Origin of the sequence: Halomonas sp. SIMBA_159 (assembly GCF_046536035.1) — a bacterium.
GTDB lineage: Bacteria > Pseudomonadota > Gammaproteobacteria > Pseudomonadales > Halomonadaceae > Vreelandella > Vreelandella venusta_A.
Genome location: NZ_JAWJBT010000004.1, coordinates 78,235 through 96,645 on the forward strand (window position 1 = coordinate 78,235; position 18,411 = coordinate 96,645).

The 18,411-nt window shown below is 55.3% G+C and carries 15 protein-coding genes; 2 read left to right on the forward strand and 13 right to left on the reverse strand.

Translation table 11 applies throughout. The annotated features are described in order from the left end of the window. Nucleotides 1–55 precede the first annotated feature (55 nt). Nucleotides 56–1,576 (reverse strand): acetaldehyde dehydrogenase ExaC, encoded by a 1,521-nt coding sequence (gene exaC, locus R0J87_RS03695; protein WP_498884450.1) that lies wholly within the window; start codon nucleotides 1,574–1,576, stop codon nucleotides 56–58. A 117-nt stretch (nucleotides 1,577–1,693) separates the two neighbouring features. On the opposite strand from exaC, the gene R0J87_RS03700 reads away from it, so the two are divergent. Next, a complete protein-coding gene (locus R0J87_RS03700; protein WP_498884452.1) occupies nucleotides 1,694–2,383 on the forward strand; it encodes a response regulator in 690 nt (229 codons plus the stop codon). On the opposite strand, the gene R0J87_RS03705 is transcribed toward R0J87_RS03700, so the two are convergent. From R0J87_RS03705 to R0J87_RS03760, 12 genes are all read right to left on the reverse strand, one after another. Next, nucleotides 2,380–3,759, reverse strand: coding sequence for an ATP-binding response regulator (locus R0J87_RS03705; protein ID WP_498884453.1), 1,380 nt, complete (start codon nucleotides 3,757–3,759; stop codon nucleotides 2,380–2,382). The two genes, R0J87_RS03700 and R0J87_RS03705, sit on opposite strands and share 4 nt — an antisense overlap. Further along, the gene (gene nosP / locus R0J87_RS03710; RefSeq protein WP_498884560.1) at nucleotides 3,737–4,867 is read right to left on the reverse strand and encodes a nitric oxide-sensing protein NosP; all 1,131 of its coding nucleotides are present in this window, start codon (nucleotides 4,865–4,867) and stop codon (nucleotides 3,737–3,739) included. Before nosP ends, R0J87_RS03705 begins: the two co-directional genes overlap by 23 nt. 7 nt (nucleotides 4,868–4,874) lie before the next feature. Then, nucleotides 4,875–7,121, reverse strand: coding sequence for a hybrid sensor histidine kinase/response regulator (locus R0J87_RS03715; RefSeq protein WP_498884454.1), 2,247 nt, complete (start codon nucleotides 7,119–7,121; stop codon nucleotides 4,875–4,877). Beyond that, the gene (locus R0J87_RS03720; protein ID WP_498884561.1) at nucleotides 7,111–7,596 is read right to left on the reverse strand and encodes a putative pterin-binding protein; all 486 of its coding nucleotides are present in this window, start codon (nucleotides 7,594–7,596) and stop codon (nucleotides 7,111–7,113) included. Before R0J87_RS03720 ends, R0J87_RS03715 begins: the two co-directional genes overlap by 11 nt. A gap of 197 nt (nucleotides 7,597–7,793) precedes the next feature. After that, nucleotides 7,794–8,615, reverse strand: a complete 822-nt coding sequence (locus R0J87_RS03725) for a DUF2189 domain-containing protein (RefSeq protein WP_404343273.1) — start codon at nucleotides 8,613–8,615, stop codon at nucleotides 7,794–7,796. Between the two features lie 299 nt (nucleotides 8,616–8,914). Next, nucleotides 8,915–9,343: a universal stress protein gene (locus tag R0J87_RS03730; protein ID WP_404343275.1), complete on the reverse strand. Its 429-nt coding sequence runs from the start codon at nucleotides 9,341–9,343 to the stop codon at nucleotides 8,915–8,917. Nucleotides 9,344–9,353: 10 nt separating this feature from the next. Further along, nucleotides 9,354–11,954, reverse strand: coding sequence for a TRAP transporter permease (locus R0J87_RS03735; RefSeq protein ID WP_498884455.1), 2,601 nt, complete (start codon nucleotides 11,952–11,954; stop codon nucleotides 9,354–9,356). Nucleotides 11,955–12,088: 134 nt separating this feature from the next. Beyond that, a complete protein-coding gene (locus R0J87_RS03740) occupies nucleotides 12,089–13,069 on the reverse strand; it encodes a TAXI family TRAP transporter solute-binding subunit (protein WP_404343279.1) in 981 nt (326 codons plus the stop codon). Between the two features lie 413 nt (nucleotides 13,070–13,482). Continuing rightward, a complete protein-coding gene (locus R0J87_RS03745) occupies nucleotides 13,483–14,784 on the reverse strand; it encodes a TRAP transporter large permease (RefSeq protein WP_188639065.1) in 1,302 nt (433 codons plus the stop codon). Further along, entirely contained in the window at nucleotides 14,774–15,253 is a 480-nt protein-coding gene (locus R0J87_RS03750; RefSeq protein WP_498884457.1) for a TRAP transporter small permease, read from the reverse strand. Before R0J87_RS03750 ends, R0J87_RS03745 begins: the two co-directional genes overlap by 11 nt. A 60-nt stretch (nucleotides 15,254–15,313) precedes the next feature. Further along, nucleotides 15,314–16,324 carry a DctP family TRAP transporter solute-binding subunit gene (locus tag R0J87_RS03755; RefSeq protein ID WP_188639063.1) on the reverse strand — a complete coding sequence of 337 codons (1,011 nt, stop codon included), beginning with the start codon at nucleotides 16,322–16,324 and terminating at the stop codon, nucleotides 15,314–15,316. 208 nt (nucleotides 16,325–16,532) lie between these two features. Further along, a complete protein-coding gene (locus R0J87_RS03760; protein ID WP_498884459.1) occupies nucleotides 16,533–17,393 on the reverse strand; it encodes a glycine betaine ABC transporter substrate-binding protein in 861 nt (286 codons plus the stop codon). 148 nt (nucleotides 17,394–17,541) lie between these two features. Between R0J87_RS03760 and R0J87_RS03765 the strand changes: the two genes are divergently transcribed. After that, complete coding sequence (locus tag R0J87_RS03765; protein ID WP_498884461.1) at nucleotides 17,542–18,405, forward strand: DMT family transporter; 864 nt, start codon at nucleotides 17,542–17,544, stop codon at nucleotides 18,403–18,405. The last annotated feature ends 6 nt before the right edge of the window (nucleotides 18,406–18,411 follow it).

An 18,411-nucleotide genomic window follows, 5' to 3' on the forward strand; every position in this document is an offset into this window, starting at 1 on the left:
CCGGCGATGTGCTTATCGCCGGGATGCGGTGAGAGCGATGACTAATCGTTAACGCTTAGAAGAAACCTAGCGGGTTGATATCGTAGCTGACCAGCAGGTTTTTGGTTTGCTGGTAGTGTTCAAGCGCCATCTTGTGGGTTTCACGGCCCACACCGGATTTCTTGTAACCACCGAAGGCTGCATGGGCAGGGTACTGGTGATAGCAGTTGGTCCAGACGCGACCTGCTTGAATGCCACGGCCCATACGAAAAGCCACGTTAATATCCCGGCTCCACACGCCTGCGCCCAAGCCAAACTCGGTGTCGTTGGCAATCGCCAGCGCTTCTTCCTCATCTTCGAAGGTGGTCACCGCCACCACCGGGCCAAAGATTTCCTCTTGGAACACGCGCATCTGGTTATTACCTTTCAGCAGCGTGGGCTGAATGTAGTAACCGCTGTTGATGCTTTCATCCAAGGTTTCTTTGTTGCCGCCAGTGAGGAATTCCGCACCCTCATCCCGGGCGATGTCCATGTACGACATAATCTTATCGAACTGCTCTTGAGACGCCTGCGCGCCCACCTGTACATCGGTATCCAGCGGGTTGCCGCGCTTGATGGTTTTGGTGCGCTCAATCACCTTCGCCATGAACTCGTCGTACATGCTTTCTTGAATCAATGCCCGCGACGGGCAGGTGCACACTTCGCCCTGGTTAAAGAAGGCCAGCACCAGCCCCTCTACCGCTTTATCAATAAACGTCGGCTCGGCGTTCATAATATCGGCAAAGTAGATGTTGGGGGATTTACCGCCGAGCTCCACCGTGGAGGGAATAATATTCTCTGCTGCGCACTTCAAAATATGCGAGCCCACCGGCGTCGAGCCGGTAAAGGCGATCTTAGCGATGCGTTTACTGGTAGCCAGCGCCTGACCTGCTTCTGCGCCAAAACCGTTGACGATATTCAGCACGCCAGGGGGCAGCAGGTCGCCGATCACTTCCATCACTTTCAAAATAGACGCAGGGGTTTGTTCGGCAGGCTTGAGCACCACGCAGTTACCCGCCGCCAGCGCCGGGCCTAGTTTCCATGCCGCCATCAGAATGGGGAAGTTCCACGGAATAATTTGACCTACCACGCCCAGCGGCTCGTGGAAGTGGTACGACACCGTGTTGGCATCAATATCAGCGGCAGTGCCCTCTTGGGAGCGCAGGCAGCCAGCAAAGTAGCGGAAGTGGTCGACGGCCAGCGGAATGTCCGCATTGATGGTTTCACGCACCGCTTTGCCGTTGTCCCACGTTTCAGCCACGGCCAGCATTTCGAGGTTTTGCTCAAGGCGATCGGCGATTTTGAGCAGGATGTTACTGCGCTCTTGAACCGAGGTTTTACCCCATGCCGGTGCGGCTTTGTGGGCGGCGTCCAGCGCTTTTTCGATATCTTCAGCGCTAGAGCGGGGAATTTCACAGAACACTTTGCCATTAACTGGGCTAATGTTGTCGAAGTATTGGCCCTTCACTGGGGGAACAAACTCTCCGCCAATATAGTTGCCATAGCGTTTCTCAAACGAAACAACAGAGCCCGCTTCACCTGGGTTGGCGTAGATCATGGTACTGCTCCTGAGTATTATGATTATTAAAAGGTGCCTACTCAGTGTTGGTCACTCGCGCCATTCTCGATATAGCCCGATGGCAGGACGCACCCTCATCCCTTGGAAGGAGACGCCATGTATTCGCTGTTAGTCGCAGATGATCATCCGCTGTTCCGCGATGCGCTGCACGCGGTGATCAGCGGCGGATTCACCGACGCCCAACTGCTGGAAACCGACAGCCTAGAAGGTGCCATGGCACGTATTGAAGCCTTGGAAGGGTTAGACCTGCTGCTGTTAGATTTAAGCCTGCCGGATGCCGATGGGTTAGAGGGGCTGAAAACCCTGCGGGAGACATTCCCCTGGCTGCCCGTTGCCATCGTGTCGGCCCATCAAGAGCGCCAGCTGGTGCTGGATGCGATTACTCTGGGGGCCGTCGGCTATATTCCGAAATCGACGCCAAGGGAGCAGCTTCTCAGCGCGCTGCATCAAATTCTTCAGGGCCAGCTCTACTTGCCTGCCGATATTATGCGCCGCCCGCCCCCTCGCGGCATGCCCTCTACTACGGCAGAGAGCGCCGACAGCAAACCAACCCGACTGCCGCGGCTCACCGACAAGCAGCTGGATGTATTGAGCTGTATGAGCCAGGGGATGTCGAACAAGCAGATAGCCCGCGAGTTAGCGATTGCTGAAACCACGGTAAAAACACACGTATCGGCCATTTTGCGCAAGCTAGGGGCTAGCAGCCGAGTACATGCCATTGTGATCGCAGGGGAAGAAGATTTAAGCGGTTTTCTCGCTAAACGTACGGCACTGGCAAAGGGCTAGCGGCTATCTAGCAGCGTGCCTAGCAACATTTTTAAGCGCAGCGGTTTGAGTGGCTTTAACAGGCAGTGCATGCCCGCCTGCCGCGTGGCACGTTTCACCGCCGCTTCATGGTTAGCGGTAATCACCACCGTGGCTAAACCGGGGTAGCGGCGACGCAACCGGGCGGCTAAATCAATGCCGTTTTCTCGATGCTCTCCTAAATGGTAATCCACCAGCAGTACGGCCGGGCGCTCCCCGTCGCTGGCAGCTTCCAGCGCGCTTACCGTTGCCGCTGCCCGCACTCGACATCCCCAACTGCCCAGCAGCGCCTGCATCCCTTCAATAATCGCGGGGTCATCATCCACTACCCACACCACGCAGCCGTGCAATGGATCATCGTCCCAGTGCGCCAAAGGCAGCGAGTTAGAAGCCCTTTCAGTGCTGGCACTTGGCGCTGCGTAGGGCACTAAAATCGAGAACAACGAGCCACTTCCTAGCCGGGATGCCAGCGTTACAGGGTGGTCGAGCATGGTGCTAATGCGGTCGACGATGGCCAGGCCCAGCCCAAGGCCCCGACTATGATTGCCCTGGGGCTGGCTGGCACGGCGAAACTCTAGAAAAATTGCTTTGCGCTGGGGCTCGGGAATACCCGGACCGGTATCGCCTACCATAATTTCGAGTCCGCTCGCGCGGCGTCGGCAGCCTAACAGTAAGTGACCATGCTCGGTATAGCGCACCGCGTTACTGAGAAAGTTGCGCACCACCCTCGCGAGCAGCGCCAGGTCGGAGTCTACCCATGCACTGGAGGGAACGTAGTGCAGCGACAGCCCTCGCACAGCGGCCACTTGCCGATACTCTTCCGCCAGCGCATCCAGCAGCGTGCTTACGGAAAACGGCGCTTTATCGGCATGCAGCACCCCGGCATCTAATCGCGATATATCTACTAGCGTGCCCAGCAAGCCCTCTACATCCTTAAGCGAACGACCGATATGGCCGACCAGCATCTGGGAAGATTCAGGCAGCGCATGCGTCTCTAGCGCGCTGGCAAACAGCCGCGCGGCGTTTAGGGGTTGCAGTAGGTCATGGCTGACGGCAGCCAAAAACTTGGTTTTCGAGACGTTCGCGGCCTGCGCTTCCGCATTTGCCGCCAGCAGGCGTGTATTCACTTGGCTGAGTTCATCCAGCGTGCGATGCAACGCATCGGTGCGCTCCCGCACCTGTTCAGCCAGCAGCACCGAGCGTTCAAAAGCCGCATAGGGAGCACTGTTGGGGCTGCCCCCTGACTCCACCCGCTCCATTAACGCCTCGCATACTTTACGTAAGCGGCGATTCTCCTCGCGCAGGGCCGCCATCTCATCAGGGCACTGCTGGGCATCAGGGAGCTGGAACAGCGCCAAAGGCCACCCCCGTAAACGTCTGGTTCACATGCATGCCGTGGTGCTGCTCGCCGTAGGTATTGAACCCCACCACGCGGGCTTGGCTAAGCAGCCTCGAGGCTTGATCAAGCTGGTCCAATGACTCCAAGGCCATCCGACGTAAAAAGCAGTCACAGCCAATGATGGCAGCTGGCTCGCCCAGGCGTGCGGTGACCCGCTGCAGCATGTGTGCTAAATCCTCAAGTAGCGGCGTGGGCCGCATCGCAGTCAGCACAATGCCGTTTTCCACCGCACAGTAGAAGCTCAGGCTGCCGTCATCATTCACGCGCTGAATTGAGCGTATATAGTGCTGCCCACCTAAATGTACCGCGAGCGGGTGCTGGGCAAAGATGGCAGGTTCAAGCGCGGAGACCGGGCAGCACACCAGCGCGGCATAAAGCTCAGCTGCGGGAACACCGTTAAGCTCAAGTACCCGACGGCGCTCACGGTCAGCCGCTGTCACCACGAGCTTATGCGTGAGTGGCTCAAGGTGATGGGTCGAGAACACTTCAAACGGCAGCCGAGTATTAAGCATCACCACTACCGCTGCCCGGGTATGAAAACGCCCGTTAGCGTACACATGGGTATGGGTTAAGTGGTTGTCATCCCCTGCTGAGCCGCCAAAGCTGGGAATCCGCCCAAGCGCGGCATCCAGCGTTGCCAGCACCTGCTCTTCGCGGCTGGATAATCCATCCAGTAACGTCAGCGCAAAACTGTGCTCGTTCACCGGGGCAACGGCCTGACGACGGCAACGCTCTAACAGCGTATCCACCAACGGCTGTGCGGTAGGCAGGTCAAAGTGCTCTAAGTCATCTATCAGCGCCGTTTCTACGGCGAAAAATCGCCGATCAAAGCCAATAGCGACAATTGAACCCCGGTCGTAGCCATTAGGCGTTAGCTCCCCCGCGGTGGTACAGCCGCTAATGGGCAGTTCACCAAAAGCACGGCTGAGCGCTTGAGCCAGTTCGGCCAACGGATACTCAGCGCTGCAGAAAAACAGCACAAAGCCCACGTTCTCATGATCCAGTATGCCAGCCAGCTCATTGGCGGCCTGCTGCGGGTCAGGGTCTCGGCTGGCGGCTGCCATCATGCCGCTGTTAGAGAAGCTGGTGATCACGGCGCCATTGCTCCAAATCAGCGTGGGTACGTCCCGCGCAGTGGCGAAGCGTGTCAAACTCATCATTCAGTTGGTCGTAGGAAGGATGATTCTCCCCGGCCAGTGCTTCTAAGCGTTTTGCCTGAGCGCCTAATTGGTCGGCTCCGATACTTAGCGATTCGCCTCGTAATTGGTGGGCCAAACGCTTTACCTGAGGCCACACACCGCCTTTAAGATGAGCATCAGCGGTAACATAGCCCTCCAGTTGGGCCATGTAATCTCTTGCTTGCTGGTGATAAAGCCCCATCAACTGATTAACGTTATCCGCCCCTAGCGAACCGATTAAAGTCGCAAGCGTTGCTTCATTGAGCAACGGAATATCGCTCGGTTCGTATGCGGTTTCTGCAGACGAAGACATGCCAGGCATCGGTGCAGGCGCTAGTTGAAGTGCTAATACGTTGCTTAACGCTAGTAACGACAGCGGCTTGGTGATGTAGTCATTCATTCCTGCTGCCAGGCAGCGCCGCCGATCATCTTCAGCCCCACCTGCGGTCATGGCCACAATCGGCACGCTACTGCACCAATCTCCTCTAGCGCGCAGTTGCTGGGTCACCGCCACACCATCCATATCAGGCAGCTGAATATCCATAAAGATAAGGTGGACTTGCTGACTATCCGCTATTGCAAGCGCATCGCGGCCATTTTCAGCGCAGACCACCTCACAGCCCAGCCGTGATAGTAGTCCAACCGCGACTTTACGATTTACCGCGTTGTCCTCCACTAGCAGCAGTGAGGTACCGCTAAAATCTTGAGTGGGTTCGGCAGGTAGCGGCGTGTTCACAGGGTTAGCTTCTATAAGCGGTAGCTCACACCAGAACGTACTGCCCTGGCCAGGCTGGCTGATAACGCCTAATCGCCCCTGCATGGCCTCGCTTAACCGTTTGCAAATCGCAAGCCCTAGCCCTGTGCCGCCATAGCGGCGCGCAACGCTCTCATCTGCTTGTTGGAACGGCTCGAAAAGCGTCTCCTGCTGCTCAGTGTCTAGGCCACAGCCAGTGTCGCTAACCTCAAACGAGAGGTGCTCCACTGTAGAGGACACCCGAATAGAGACGCTGCCATGGTCGGTAAACTTAATCGCGTTAGCAATCAGATTCAGCAAGATTTGACGCAACCGCCCTGCATCCATCATGACCCATGCGGGTACTAACGCATCAACGTATAGCGAAAGCGCAAGGTCTTTCTCTTTTGCTCTAGGCTCAAAGAGAGCCATCACGCCCTCCACCAATGGCGTAATGGCGGTTGGCGCGGTGTCTAGCGTTAAGTGGCCTGCCTCAATTTTAGAAAAATCGAGAATTTCATTAATCATCGCCAGCAGCTGGTTCGCGCTGTCATGAATAGTGTGGGCGTAATCCTCAACTTGGGCAGGGCTAGCCGGCTCGCGCAGCAGCTCGCTCATGCCAATCACTCCATTGAGCGGCGTGCGGATTTCATGGCTCACCATGGCTAGAAAGTCAGACTTAGCATGGTTGGCTGCCTGGGCCTGCTTGGCCGTGATCTGAAGCTGCTTACCCAACTGCTCTTGCTCTCGGCGCGCCGCAGCGCTTTCGCGCATTTCACGGACCAGAAAGATAATCACCGTTAGCACGGCAAAGCTCATGCCAATCAGTAGTGAAATTAAGAGTTTATAGAGCGTGCTTAAGAGCGCCCGCTCTTCCGTTGCTGATTCGGCCAGATAGCCATTGATGGCGATCACAAACCGTTCTGTTAACCGTGTGAGCGCTTGCAGCTCTGTTTCTAACGCTGTCACTGGCAGCGGCGCCAGCACCTCGTGGGGTTCAAACATGGGGTCTAAGATATCGAGTTGCTGCTGAATTTGATCCAGCAGCTCCCTCGCGGCACTAATGCTCTGCAAAAGCGAGCTAACCTCCCCTTCTCTTAACAGGGTGATCCGGCTGTAGAGCAGTTCAAAACGCAGGTTAAGTTCATCCTGCGCAGCAGGCGAAAGCGGCCCGCGGGTATCCGCTAAGAGGTGGTTGAGTAGCTGTACGGCGTCGCGGTCGAGTTTATAGACTACCCAGGCGGTGTCTTCTCGCAAGCTTTGCGTCAGATTGTCCTGACGCCATGCAGATAATGCGGCTACGACTAGCGCAGCCGCAAAGAGCAGTACCGTAATAATCGCCACCAACTTAAGGCGGCGCGGGTAGCGAAGCAGGCGTGGCGCCCGTGTGATGGAATCACTAACGGACATTAATATGCATTACCTGCCACACCGCTCTAAAGCGCATGCGCTCGCTGAGTAGCGCTTCATCATGATCAAAGGGGTACAGTACCCAAAGCGGCCCGTACTCCCGAATAGGGATCGCTTGACCATCCCGTTCCAAGGCTAGAATAACGTCGTAATCGTAGAAATCGGCGACGGGGATTTCCGCTTCATAACCGTTCAGCGCCGCCACATTAATAGCATCACCTTCCGCGCCTACATGCTCTAGCAAAGTACGTATCAACGGGCCGCGATAGTGGCTGGCTCCTTCTGTCCATGGTGTGCCCGTGGTGAAATCATGCTGTGGAAGCTCACTGAGCATCGCACGGTCAAAGTGAACGTCATCGCCCACGTTCGTTGCCGTGATATCGCCATCGATCTTCAGTATGACTGGCCCACTCGGCGCCGCCAGCATATCGGACGCCTTAGCTAGCCCCGTATGGGGAATGCTGAACGCCAGCATAGTCCACCCCAATAACAACGCTTTCACTGCTGTTTCCTTATATCGTAGAGCCCTAGGCGACGAGGCAGTTTCTGGCAACGAACGCGCAAAGCAATCAAAAAAAGAGATGGCGTAAGGGTACGCCATCTCAATTCATAGGTCAGGCTAATATCAATTTTTTTGGTAAGCAGTGAGTAACACAAGCGTAGTGTTCGCCGTTACGTTTTCAGTTTTTCGATGGGCTCAAACCGGACGAGTTCTTCATAGGCGTGCCAACTGGCGTGGCCCAGGACCGGTAAAATCAGGGCTAAACCAATATAGAAGGTCATGACACCGACTAACACACAGCCCGTTAAAATCGTCGCCCACAGCAGCATAGGGCGGAAATTGCGTGCCACGCAGCGCACGCTAGCCTCGATGCCTTCCATAAAGGTCAGGTCTTGATCCATTAAGGTAGGAATAGCCACCACGCTGATCGCAAAGGCGCCAAACGCCAATACACCGCCAGCGACCGTACCCACCGCCAGCATTCCTAAGCCTTCCGGTGTGGTTACCATGGTGGTGTAGAGGGTTGCAGGGCTGGGTACTTCAAAGCCAAAAAATAGCGCGAACAGTAGCGTTGCCAAACGAATCCAGGCGAGGAAGAAAATCATCATCATCACGCCCATCATGGCTAACTGCCCGGCATGGGGGCGCCAGCTACCAAAGGCATCGCCTAAATTGGGGACACGGCCATGCTCAAGTGCTCGGCTAATCCCATAAGACCCCACGGCCACTAGAGGCCCTACGAACATGAAGCCTGAAATCATAGGCAGTAGCCAATACCAGTAGCCCAGTGTGTAAGTCCCTAATGTAATAGCAATACTTAGCCCCACCCAAAACATGCCGTAGGAAAGGCTTATCGATGACGCCCGGCGGAAGTCCTCCATCCCTGCGGCCAGCCAAGCTCTGGGCCGGTCCATACCCACTTTATTGATAATGATTTTAACGTTGGGCGCACCGTCTGAGTGGTCGTGTGTTTTTGTTGTTACTGCATTCATGGCGTAACTCCTATGATTTACCCCAAATTGCTGTCACTGACCCAAGCACCAAGGTAAATAGCTACCATGTGTGTTGATGACCATTAATCCAACGTTAATGGCTTAATGTTCTATTAATGTAGCTGAGCCACTGAGGAATGAGTGCCTTTCGAAGGACCCGATACAAAAAATCCTTCATCAGCGCGCTTAACGTCAATTAATTCGATGCGTTAGCAACCATGAATATTGAATCCCATTGAGTACTAAGCATAAAAAAGCCCCAGACCATAGGCCTGAGGCTTTTATCACACGGGTGGCGCTTAGCGCACGATCATCACTGAGACTTTGGCGTGATGAACGACGTGCTCTGCGTTAGGGCCCAGCACGTAATCAACGAATTTTCGCTTGGTGTGAGACGCCATCACAATCAGGTCGGCATCTATTTTCTTGCCAACCTTGATAATGGCTTCCCACGGCGAACCATCGACAATCACGCTTTGGGTTTTAATCCCTTCGGGCACCTGCTCCTGAATAAACTTATGCTGCGCCTCTTTCATCGCCGCATGGGCTTTTTCAGAAAAGTTTTTCGGAAAATAAGCGCCTACCATCGGCATTTTAAATTCCGGCAGTACCGTGACCACATGCAACGATGCGCCAAAGGTTTGGCACAGCGTCACCGCCGTGGGCAGCGCTTTCTTCCATGAGGCTTCTTCGTTCAAATCCACGGGGAGTAGCACTTTATGGTACATAGCAACCTCCTTAGGCCGCAGCCACTTCGTTGGACTGCTCATGACGACGCCGACGGCGCTGCATCAACACGACAAGCCCAAAGATGCCCAACGCAGGTAACCACATCCACTCTTTGGTCCAGCGGTCCACCGGGGCCAGCACTTCAAGAATCTCTTGGTCGAAATCGAAGCCCAACTCCGCGGCCTGGCTGCCAAACTCAACAAAGTCGACCAGCGTTTGGTCACCGTCTTCGTAAAGCTCCATACCCAGGTTCGCCATGCGCTCCTCGCCAGTTTCACCACGTGGCACCGGGACCAGCATATACGTTGTCATAGGCGAGCCAAAATCATCTTCACCGGCAATTTGTACGCGCAGATTGCTGCCATCATCAACCCGGCCTAACGCCTCTGCGAACTGGGCAGGCGGCACTGACTCGTAGGGGTCGTGGATTTTGTCCATCCAAAAGCCCGGACGAAACAGCGTGAATGCCACCAGCAGCAGTAACAGCGACTCGTACCAGCGGCTGCGGGTCAGCATGTAGCCTTGGGTACCGGCCGCAAAGATCAGCATGGCAATGGTGGCCACGATAAACACCACAATGCCTTGCATCACCGTGACATCGATCAACAGCAGATCTGTATTGAAGATGAACAGGAACGGCAGCGCAGCGGTACGTAAGCTGTAGTAAAACGCCTGGAAGCCGGTGCGCAGCGGGTCACCGCCTGATACGGCTGCCGCGGCAAAGGATGCTAAGCCCACCGGTGGCGTTACATCCGCCATGATGCCGAAATAAAACACGAACAAGTGCACGGCAATCAGCGGAACGATCAGGCCATTTTGCTGGCCCAGCAGCACAATGACCGGAGCCATCAGCGCCGATACCACAATATAGTTGGCAGTGGTGGGTAGACCCATCCCCAAGATGAGGCTCAGCAACGCCGTCAGCAGCAGAATCATCATCAGGTTGCCGCCAGAGAGGATCTCAACGACATCCGCCAGCACCAAGCCTACACCCGTTTGAGATACCGCACCCACCACGATACCCGCCGTGGCAGTCGCAATGCCGATGCCGATCATGTTACGGGCGCCAGTCACTAGGCCATCCCACAAATCTTTAAATCCTTCTTTGATATCGGCGGCCATTTGGCTGCGACCACGGAAAATCGCAATGATCGGACGCTGTGTCACCATGATAAAAATCATAAACATGGTGGCCCAGAACGCTGAGAGTCCAGGAGAAAGACGCTCGACCATCAAACACCACACCAGTACGACAACCGGCAGAATATAGTGCAGACCTACCATCACCGTGGGGCGCGTTTGCGGCAGCTTAACGACTTCAGAGTTGGGGTCATCCAACTCCAGCTCTGGGTAGTTAGCACCGACTTTCAAAAGACCGATATACACCACTGCCAGGCCCACAGAAACAACCCATGGTGTCGCCTCGCCAAGTACCGGCTTCAGCCAGCCAAGACCATAGTAGACGGCGATAGAGAGTCCCATGAGCAGCAATAAGCCCGTCATAAAACCAATCACTTTGTTCAACAGCGGACGTGCCGGATTGCTAGAAGGTAGACCCTTCATATTGGCCTTCAGCGCTTCCAGGTGAACAATGTAGATTAGGGCGATATAGGAGATGAGAGCCGGTAAGAAGGCGTGCTTGATCACGTCGACATAAGGAATGCCTACGTACTCCACCATCAAGAACGCGGCTGCGCCCATCACAGGCGGCATAATTTGTCCGTTAACAGACGATGCAACCTCAATGGCGCCTGCTTTTTCTGAGCTAAAGCCTACCCGTTTCATCATCGGAATCGTAAAGGTACCGGTGGTAACGGTATTAGCAATCGACGACCCCGAGATCAAACCAGTCATACCAGAAGCTACGACAGCCGCTTTTGCCGGGCCGCCTTTAAAGTGGCCAAGCATCGAGAACGCCACTTTAATGAAGTAGTTACCGGCACCCGCTTTATCCAGCAGCGCACCAAACAGTACAAATAGGAAAACAAAACTGGTGGAAACCCCCAAGGCAATACCAAACACCCCTTGAGTGCCTAGCCACTGATGGTTAATCAACCCGCCAAGGCTAACGCCACGGTGAGCCAAAATACCCGGCATGTAAGGGCCAAACAGTGAGTAGGCGATAAAAATCGCCGCCACGATCATCAGGGGTGGCCCTAATGCGCGGCGAGTTGCCTCAAGCAACATCAAAATACCAACGATGCCCACCACGATATCCTGGGTAATCGGTAAACCAGGCCGCTGGGCCAAATCAGCATAGAAAATAAACAGGTAGGCACCGCAAAATGCCGCTACCGCTGCCAGTGCCCAATCGGCTAACGGCACGCGATCTCGGGGCGAGCGCTTAAAGGCGGGGTACGCCATAAAGGCTAAAAAGAGCGCAAACGCTAAGTGAATCGAGCGCGCTTCTGTGGCGCTAAACACGCCAAAGCCAACAATATAAGGGAGTGGCGATGCAATCCATAGCTGAAACAGCGACCAGGCGGCTGCAATACTCACAAGCAGCTTACCGGGTGCACCTAGGGGTTTCCGTGCCCCTGTATCACTGGAAGCAACCATATCTTCCAGGTCGTTCTCAGCGGCTGCCGAAGGGTGTTTGTCATCACGCATACGCTTGCCCTGCCTAATGGTCAGCGCTGACAATCAGCGCTTTCAACAAGAAGCGCGGACACCCAAGGTGCCCGCGCTTTGCAACTCAAAGCGACGCTACTCACCTTCCGTCAATAGCGTCACTCTTTTACGACTTATTCGATCCAGCCACGCTCACGGTAGTAACGTGCTGCGCCATCGTGCAGCGGAGCCGTTAAGCCGTCAGAGATCATGTCTTCTTCGTTGAGGTTCTCAAACGCTGGGTGCAGACGCTTGAAACGATCAAAGTTTTCGAAGACCGCTTTCACAGTTTCGTAAACGATATCTTCATCAACAGCCGTAGAGGAAACGAAGGTTGCCGCTACACCGAAGGTTTCAACGTCTTCGTCGTTACCACGGTACAGGCCGCCCGGAATCACAGAACGGGTGTAGTAGGGGTACTCTTCGATCAGACCGTCGATCTCTTCGCCTGTCACAGACACCAGACGCGCATCAATGGTGGTGGTCGCTTCTTGGATAGAGCCGTTCGGGTGGCCTACCACGTAAACCATCGCATCGATGTTGTTGTCAGACAGGGCAGCTGCCTGCTCAGCCGCATCTAGCTGAGAAGCTAGGGCGAAGGTGTCTTCGTCCCAACCGAACGCATCCATGACCACATCCATGGTGTTGCGCTGGCCAGAACCGGGGTTACCGATGTTAACGCGCTTGCCCGGGAAGTCACTGATGTTCTCAATGCCGGAATCTGCACGAGCAACGACAGTCAGCGGCTCGCCGTGCATGGTGAAGACAGCGCGCATATCTTCCCAAGCGCCCTCTTCTTCGAAGTTGGCTTCACCGTGGTAAGCACGGTACTGAACGTCGGACTGTACAACGCCCATGTCCAGCTCGCCGCTCTTCATGCCGTTGACGTTAGCAACAGAGCCACCGGTAGACGGAGCGTTACAGCGAATGTTGTGCTCATCGCTACCACGGTTAACCATACGGCAGACCGACTGGCCAACCACATAGTAAACACCGGTTTGGCCGCCGGTACCGATAGTGATGTAGCGCTCCTGGGCAACCGCCGGGGAGGCGAACGTTGCCGCAGCAATTAACGCGCCAGAGAAGGCCGCGGTAGAAAATACATGGCGTTTCATGAACACACCTCTTTATCTTGATGTTGTGAGCGTTATGCGCTTTGCAACCACCTGCAGAACGGTTCCCTTCAGGTGTTTCGGTTCCAAAACGTTGTCAAGACAGTCTGTTATCAACCTCGGCATTTAGTGCCGACTGTTCCTACTTTAGCGAAAAAAAAGCTAATTGGCGAAGCGCGATGCATTTTTGCTCTTGCTGCAGTGCAATAGTGCGATCCACTCACCTTAGATTTCTCAACTCGCTGAGTACGCCTGTGGGAATGCCTTTCTTAAACGGTTGCCCTCTATTTCAGGCCCCATCACGGTGTCATGACCTTGTATTAGTTTAGCGGCCTGTAACGTTTAGTAAACGTTAAACCTCATTCCTCCTACATGCAGTATCGGCATAGGGCATCCCTAATTGATTAGCCTTACCGCTAGACGTTGTAACCCAGCACCGTTGGCAGCCAAAGCGCAATACTGGGGAAAATAGCCACCAGCGCCAAGGCACACCCCATCGCGACCACAAATAACAGCGCCCAGCCAATCGTATGCTCTAAGCGTATCTTTGCCACTTCCGTGGTGACCATTAAATTCACTGCCACGGGAGGCGTAAATTGACCAATGGCGATATTCATCGCCAGTAAAATGCCGAACCAAACAGGGTTCCACTCGAAGTGCTGCATCACCGGAATCAGAATCGGCATCATGATCAGATAAATAGAGATGGCATCAAGCAGCATACCGGCCACCAGTACCGCAAGCATGACCAGGATCAGCAGCAGCACGCCGTTATCGGTCAGGCTAATAATCCACTCGGCTAGATGACGGAACGTGCCCAGCATGGTGCCTGCCCAGGCAAAAATCCCCGCCAGGGCAATAATCAGCATCACCACGCCTGAAATAATCGCCGCCTCGCCCAGAAGCTCCCAGAGGTCACGAAACGAAAGCTCTTTGGTGAGCAGAAGCCCCACCAACGCCCCGTAGGCGACGGCCACCACGGCGGCCTCTGTGGGCGTAAACAGGCCTGAGCGCAGCCCACCTAAAATCAGCACTGGCGCAAACAAAGCAGGCAGCGCCTCGCGGAAGGTTCCGCGTACCGTCAGCTTTTCGGCTCCGTCTACCGGTGTGCCTTCCCAACCGTAACGCTTGGCGACCAGCATCGCCGGTACCAGCAGTGCAAGGCCCGCCAAAATACCGGGGAATAACCCCGCAGCAAACAGGGCACGCAGATCAACGCCCGGCACCACAATCGAGTAGAGAATCAGCGCCACCGAAGGCGGAATTAAGATAGCCGTGGAGGCCGAAGCCGCAATGAGCGTGGCCGAAAACGGCTTGGGGTAGCCTGCTTTCGTCATGCTAGGCAGCATCACCATGGCCACGGCAGCGGCGTCAGCGGGGCCCGAGCCGCTCATGCCGCCCATAATCATGCACACCAATACCGCAACCAGCGCCAACCCACCGTGACGGGGCCCAATGAGCGCCTGGGCAAAACGCACCAAACGCAGCGCCACGCCTGCTCGCTCAAAAATCAGCCCAGTGAGAATAAACAGTGGAATCGCAATTAAGGGGTACTTGGCGATGCTGTTGTAGGTATTGGTACCCAGGGTGGCCAGCATATCCGGCGAGAGCCCAAGCACGATGCCCACCGCCCCAGAAAGCGCCAAGGAAAACGCCACCGGCACGCCAGCAATTAACAGCCCGGCAAAGGCTAGAATCATCCAAATATCAGGCGTCACTGATTAGCTCTCCTTTCAAACGGTCGCGGGTTTGCTGCACCAAGCGCCATAGCATGGCGGCAGACAAAATAGGCAGCCACACCAAGTACCACCACTGGGGCAGGCCTAACCCGGGCGACAGCGACTCCCACTGATACTCCTGCCACGTCAACTTGCCGCCATACCAGGTAATTAAACCCAGGACGATCAGGCCACACAGGGCTTGAAAAAGAATCAGCGCGCCCCGCCACCGCTCAGGCAAAGCACGCTCTAAAAAGCCAATGCGGATATGCCGGTCGCGGCGTAATGCCACCGACGCACCGGCAAAGGTCAGCACGACCAATAGAAAGACGGAAAACTCTTCCGTGAACGAAAATGAGCCGCCTGTAAGGTAGCGAGTAATCACATTACCCAGACTAATCAATGAAATCACAATCAGCGCCAGCGCACCTAGCCAGCGCTCTGGGCGTGCATCAGGAAAGCCTTTCATGGCAGCCTCACAGCAAAGAACTGCCGCCCTGGTTAGGCGGCAGTCAAAACACTCGAAGAATTAACGTGCGTCGATAGCGGCTTGGGCGGCGTTCACTACCTCTTCACCAATGCGCGGGGCCCACTTTTCATACACTGACTGAGTGGCATCCACAAACGCCTGGTACTGCTCATCGGTTAGCTCGGTCACCGTGACGCCACGCTCTTGAATCGCAGCTAAACGCTCGCTCTCCTGTTCACGGGTCATGGCAATTTCCCACGCGCCCGCTTCTTCGGCTGTCTCACGCAGCATCGCCTGCTGCTCTTCACTCAACGACTGCCACACCTGCTGGTTAACGGCAAAAATCAGCGGGTCATTCATGTAGTTCCAGAGCGTCAGATGCTCTTGGCCCACCTGGTCAATACGCGCCACATCAAATACGGAAAGCGGGTTCTCTTGGCCATCGACCGCGCCTGTGGTGAGGGCGGGCTGAGCATCGGTCCAGCTCATCTGCGTAGGGTCAGCGCCTAAGGCGGAGAACGTATCCTGGAACAGCGGCGAGCCCACCACGCGGATCTTCAGGCCATCCAGATCATCCGGCTGGCTGATCGGGCCACGGGAGTTGGATACCTGACGAAAGCCGTTTTCACCCCAGGCCAACGGAATAACGCCACGGGATTCAATCGCCTCGAACACCAGGGTACCGGCATCACCGCCGGTCACGGCATCGACGGCGGCCTCATCAGGAATAAAAAACGGTAAAGAGAACAGATTCAGTTCCGGCACTTGGGGTGACCAGTTAATCGTCGAGCCTACAGCGGCATCAATCAGGCCAGAGCGCATGGCAGAAAACTCGCGGGTTTGGTCACCCGACACCAGCTGAGAGTTGGGGTAGACCCGCAGAGTGAGTTCACCACCGCTGCGCTCCTCCACCAGCTCTGCCCACTTTTCAGCGGCCTGCCCCCAAGGAAAGGCTTCTGAAAGCACGGTAGAGACCGAGAGTTCGCGCGCTTGCGCGGAAAAAGCAGCCGAGAGCAGTGCAGCGCCAGCTAAGCCAGCGGTAAAACGAGCCATAGAGCGTGTCAGCGTCATTATTATCGATCCTTTTTTATCGGTTCTTATAAGGTGCCTAGCTTTTAAAGGCCATCGGCACACTGCCCATTGTAGGCAGTTAGCAAGCGAAAGGAAGACGTCTAAGGTCGGTCTTGGCAATACAAAAGGATAACCCAACAGCTCATAGCAAAACGCCCTGAATATCTTCAGGGCGTTGCCAGGGTTTTCATTCATTTTAATTAAATGGCTACTCGCCAGCGGCCAGCCACGTATCGACTAACTCGCGGTTCTCGCCGATCCAGGTGCGCGCCCCTTCTACGGGGTCGCCCTGCTGTTCAATGGTCGCCATCAGCCCGCCTAAGGTATCGTCATCCATATGCCACTCGTTCAGCACTTGGGTGAGCCACGGGTCGTCTTCCGCGAAGCCTTTGCGGGAGAACCAGAAAATATCGTCGCTTTCACCGTAAACGCCCTGGGTATCTTCCAGGTACTTGAGATCATATTCAGCAAAGGCCCAGTGCGGGCTCCAGAGCGTCACGGCAATGGGCTCTTCACGCTGGTACGCATCATCGAGGGCCGCCATCATCGCCGGGTCGGAGCTATAGAGCTGGCGCATCGGCAGGTCATAAGCATCGATGGCATCATCCGTTGACCCGGCAATCGCGGAGCCAGAATCGATACCAATAATGGTGGAGCGCCCTTGATAGGAGAATTGTTCAGCGCTATCGCGCAGCGCGTCGATGGTGTCGATCTCAACGTAACTCGGTACCACAATGCCTAGGCCAGTACCTTCGTACCACACGTCGTGCACATCGATCTTATCTTTATAGGGCGCAAGAAAGTCTTTGTCCGTCGTGGGTAGCCAGATTTCCAAAGAGATATCGAAATCGTTATTGGCCAAACCGCTGTACAGCACGCTTTTGCCCACATCGGTCAGCTCAATCTCGTAGCCGTGCTCCTCTTCCAGCACGATTTTCCACATATTAGCGACGGCAATATTTTCGGCCCAGTTATTGGTACCAATGACCAGCTGCTTGTCGTTGGCATGGGCGGAAGCCGCCGCTAGCGCCATGCTCAAGCCTAACAACGTTGATGAGATTTTCTTCATAATCATTCCTCTGTTATTACTATTGATCTCGATACAACGACTGTTGCCGCCTTACTATAACACTATGTTTTGTTTGTAATCCCAAAAGCCCATATAGCTGTTATATCAACGCCTTCTTACACCCTTCCTCTTTTACCGAGATAACGCCGTGCCGCTTCGTGATTTGCTCCTGGGCCTGTTGGTCATTGTTATTTGGTCACTCAATATTATTGTGATCAAAGTGGGCGTGGCAGAGCTGCCGCCGCTGTTAATGACCACCCTGCGCTTCATATTGGTGGCCGCGCTGCTGGTGCCGTTTTACCCGGTAGCCCGGGCGCAGCTGCCGTTTTTAGTGCTGCTATCCATTACGTTTGGCAGCCTTCACTTTGCGCTGCTGTTTATTGGTTTGGGGCAAGCGGAAGCTGGAACAGGCGCGCTGCTTGTGCAGATGGGCACGCCGTTTGCCACGCTATTGGCGGTGGTATTCCTAAAAGAGAAACTAGGGCCTAAACGCTTGGCAGGCCTGCTGCTCTCGTTTGCGGGGGTGGTGGTGCTGGCGGGCGGGCCAACGCTGCCCTCGCCGCTACCATTAACCATTCTGCTATTGAGCGCGTTTGGCTGGGCGGTATCGCAGCTATTGATCAAACGCGGGCCGCCCATTGCGCCACTGGCGCTGGCAGGTTGGGTAGCGCTGTTTGCGGTACCTCAGGTTGCGCTCGGCTCGTGGCTCTTTGAACAAAATCAGTGGCAGGCCATCGCTCAGGCAAGCTGGCTGGGATGGGGCGCGGTGGCGTATACCGCTGTTATGTCGTCGATTATCGCTTACGGCATTTGGTATGCGCTGCTGCGCCGCCACCCGGTGAATCGCGTAGTGCCAATGACGCTGCTTACCCCGGTGTTTGCCGTTGGCCTTGGCGCGCTGCTGATGGGCGATCCGATGGGATTCCATAAACTGGTAGGCGGCGGGCTAGTGGTCGCGGGCGTTGCCCTAATTGTGCTGAATGTAGGAAAACAGCGGCTCACCAGGGCATAACAAAGC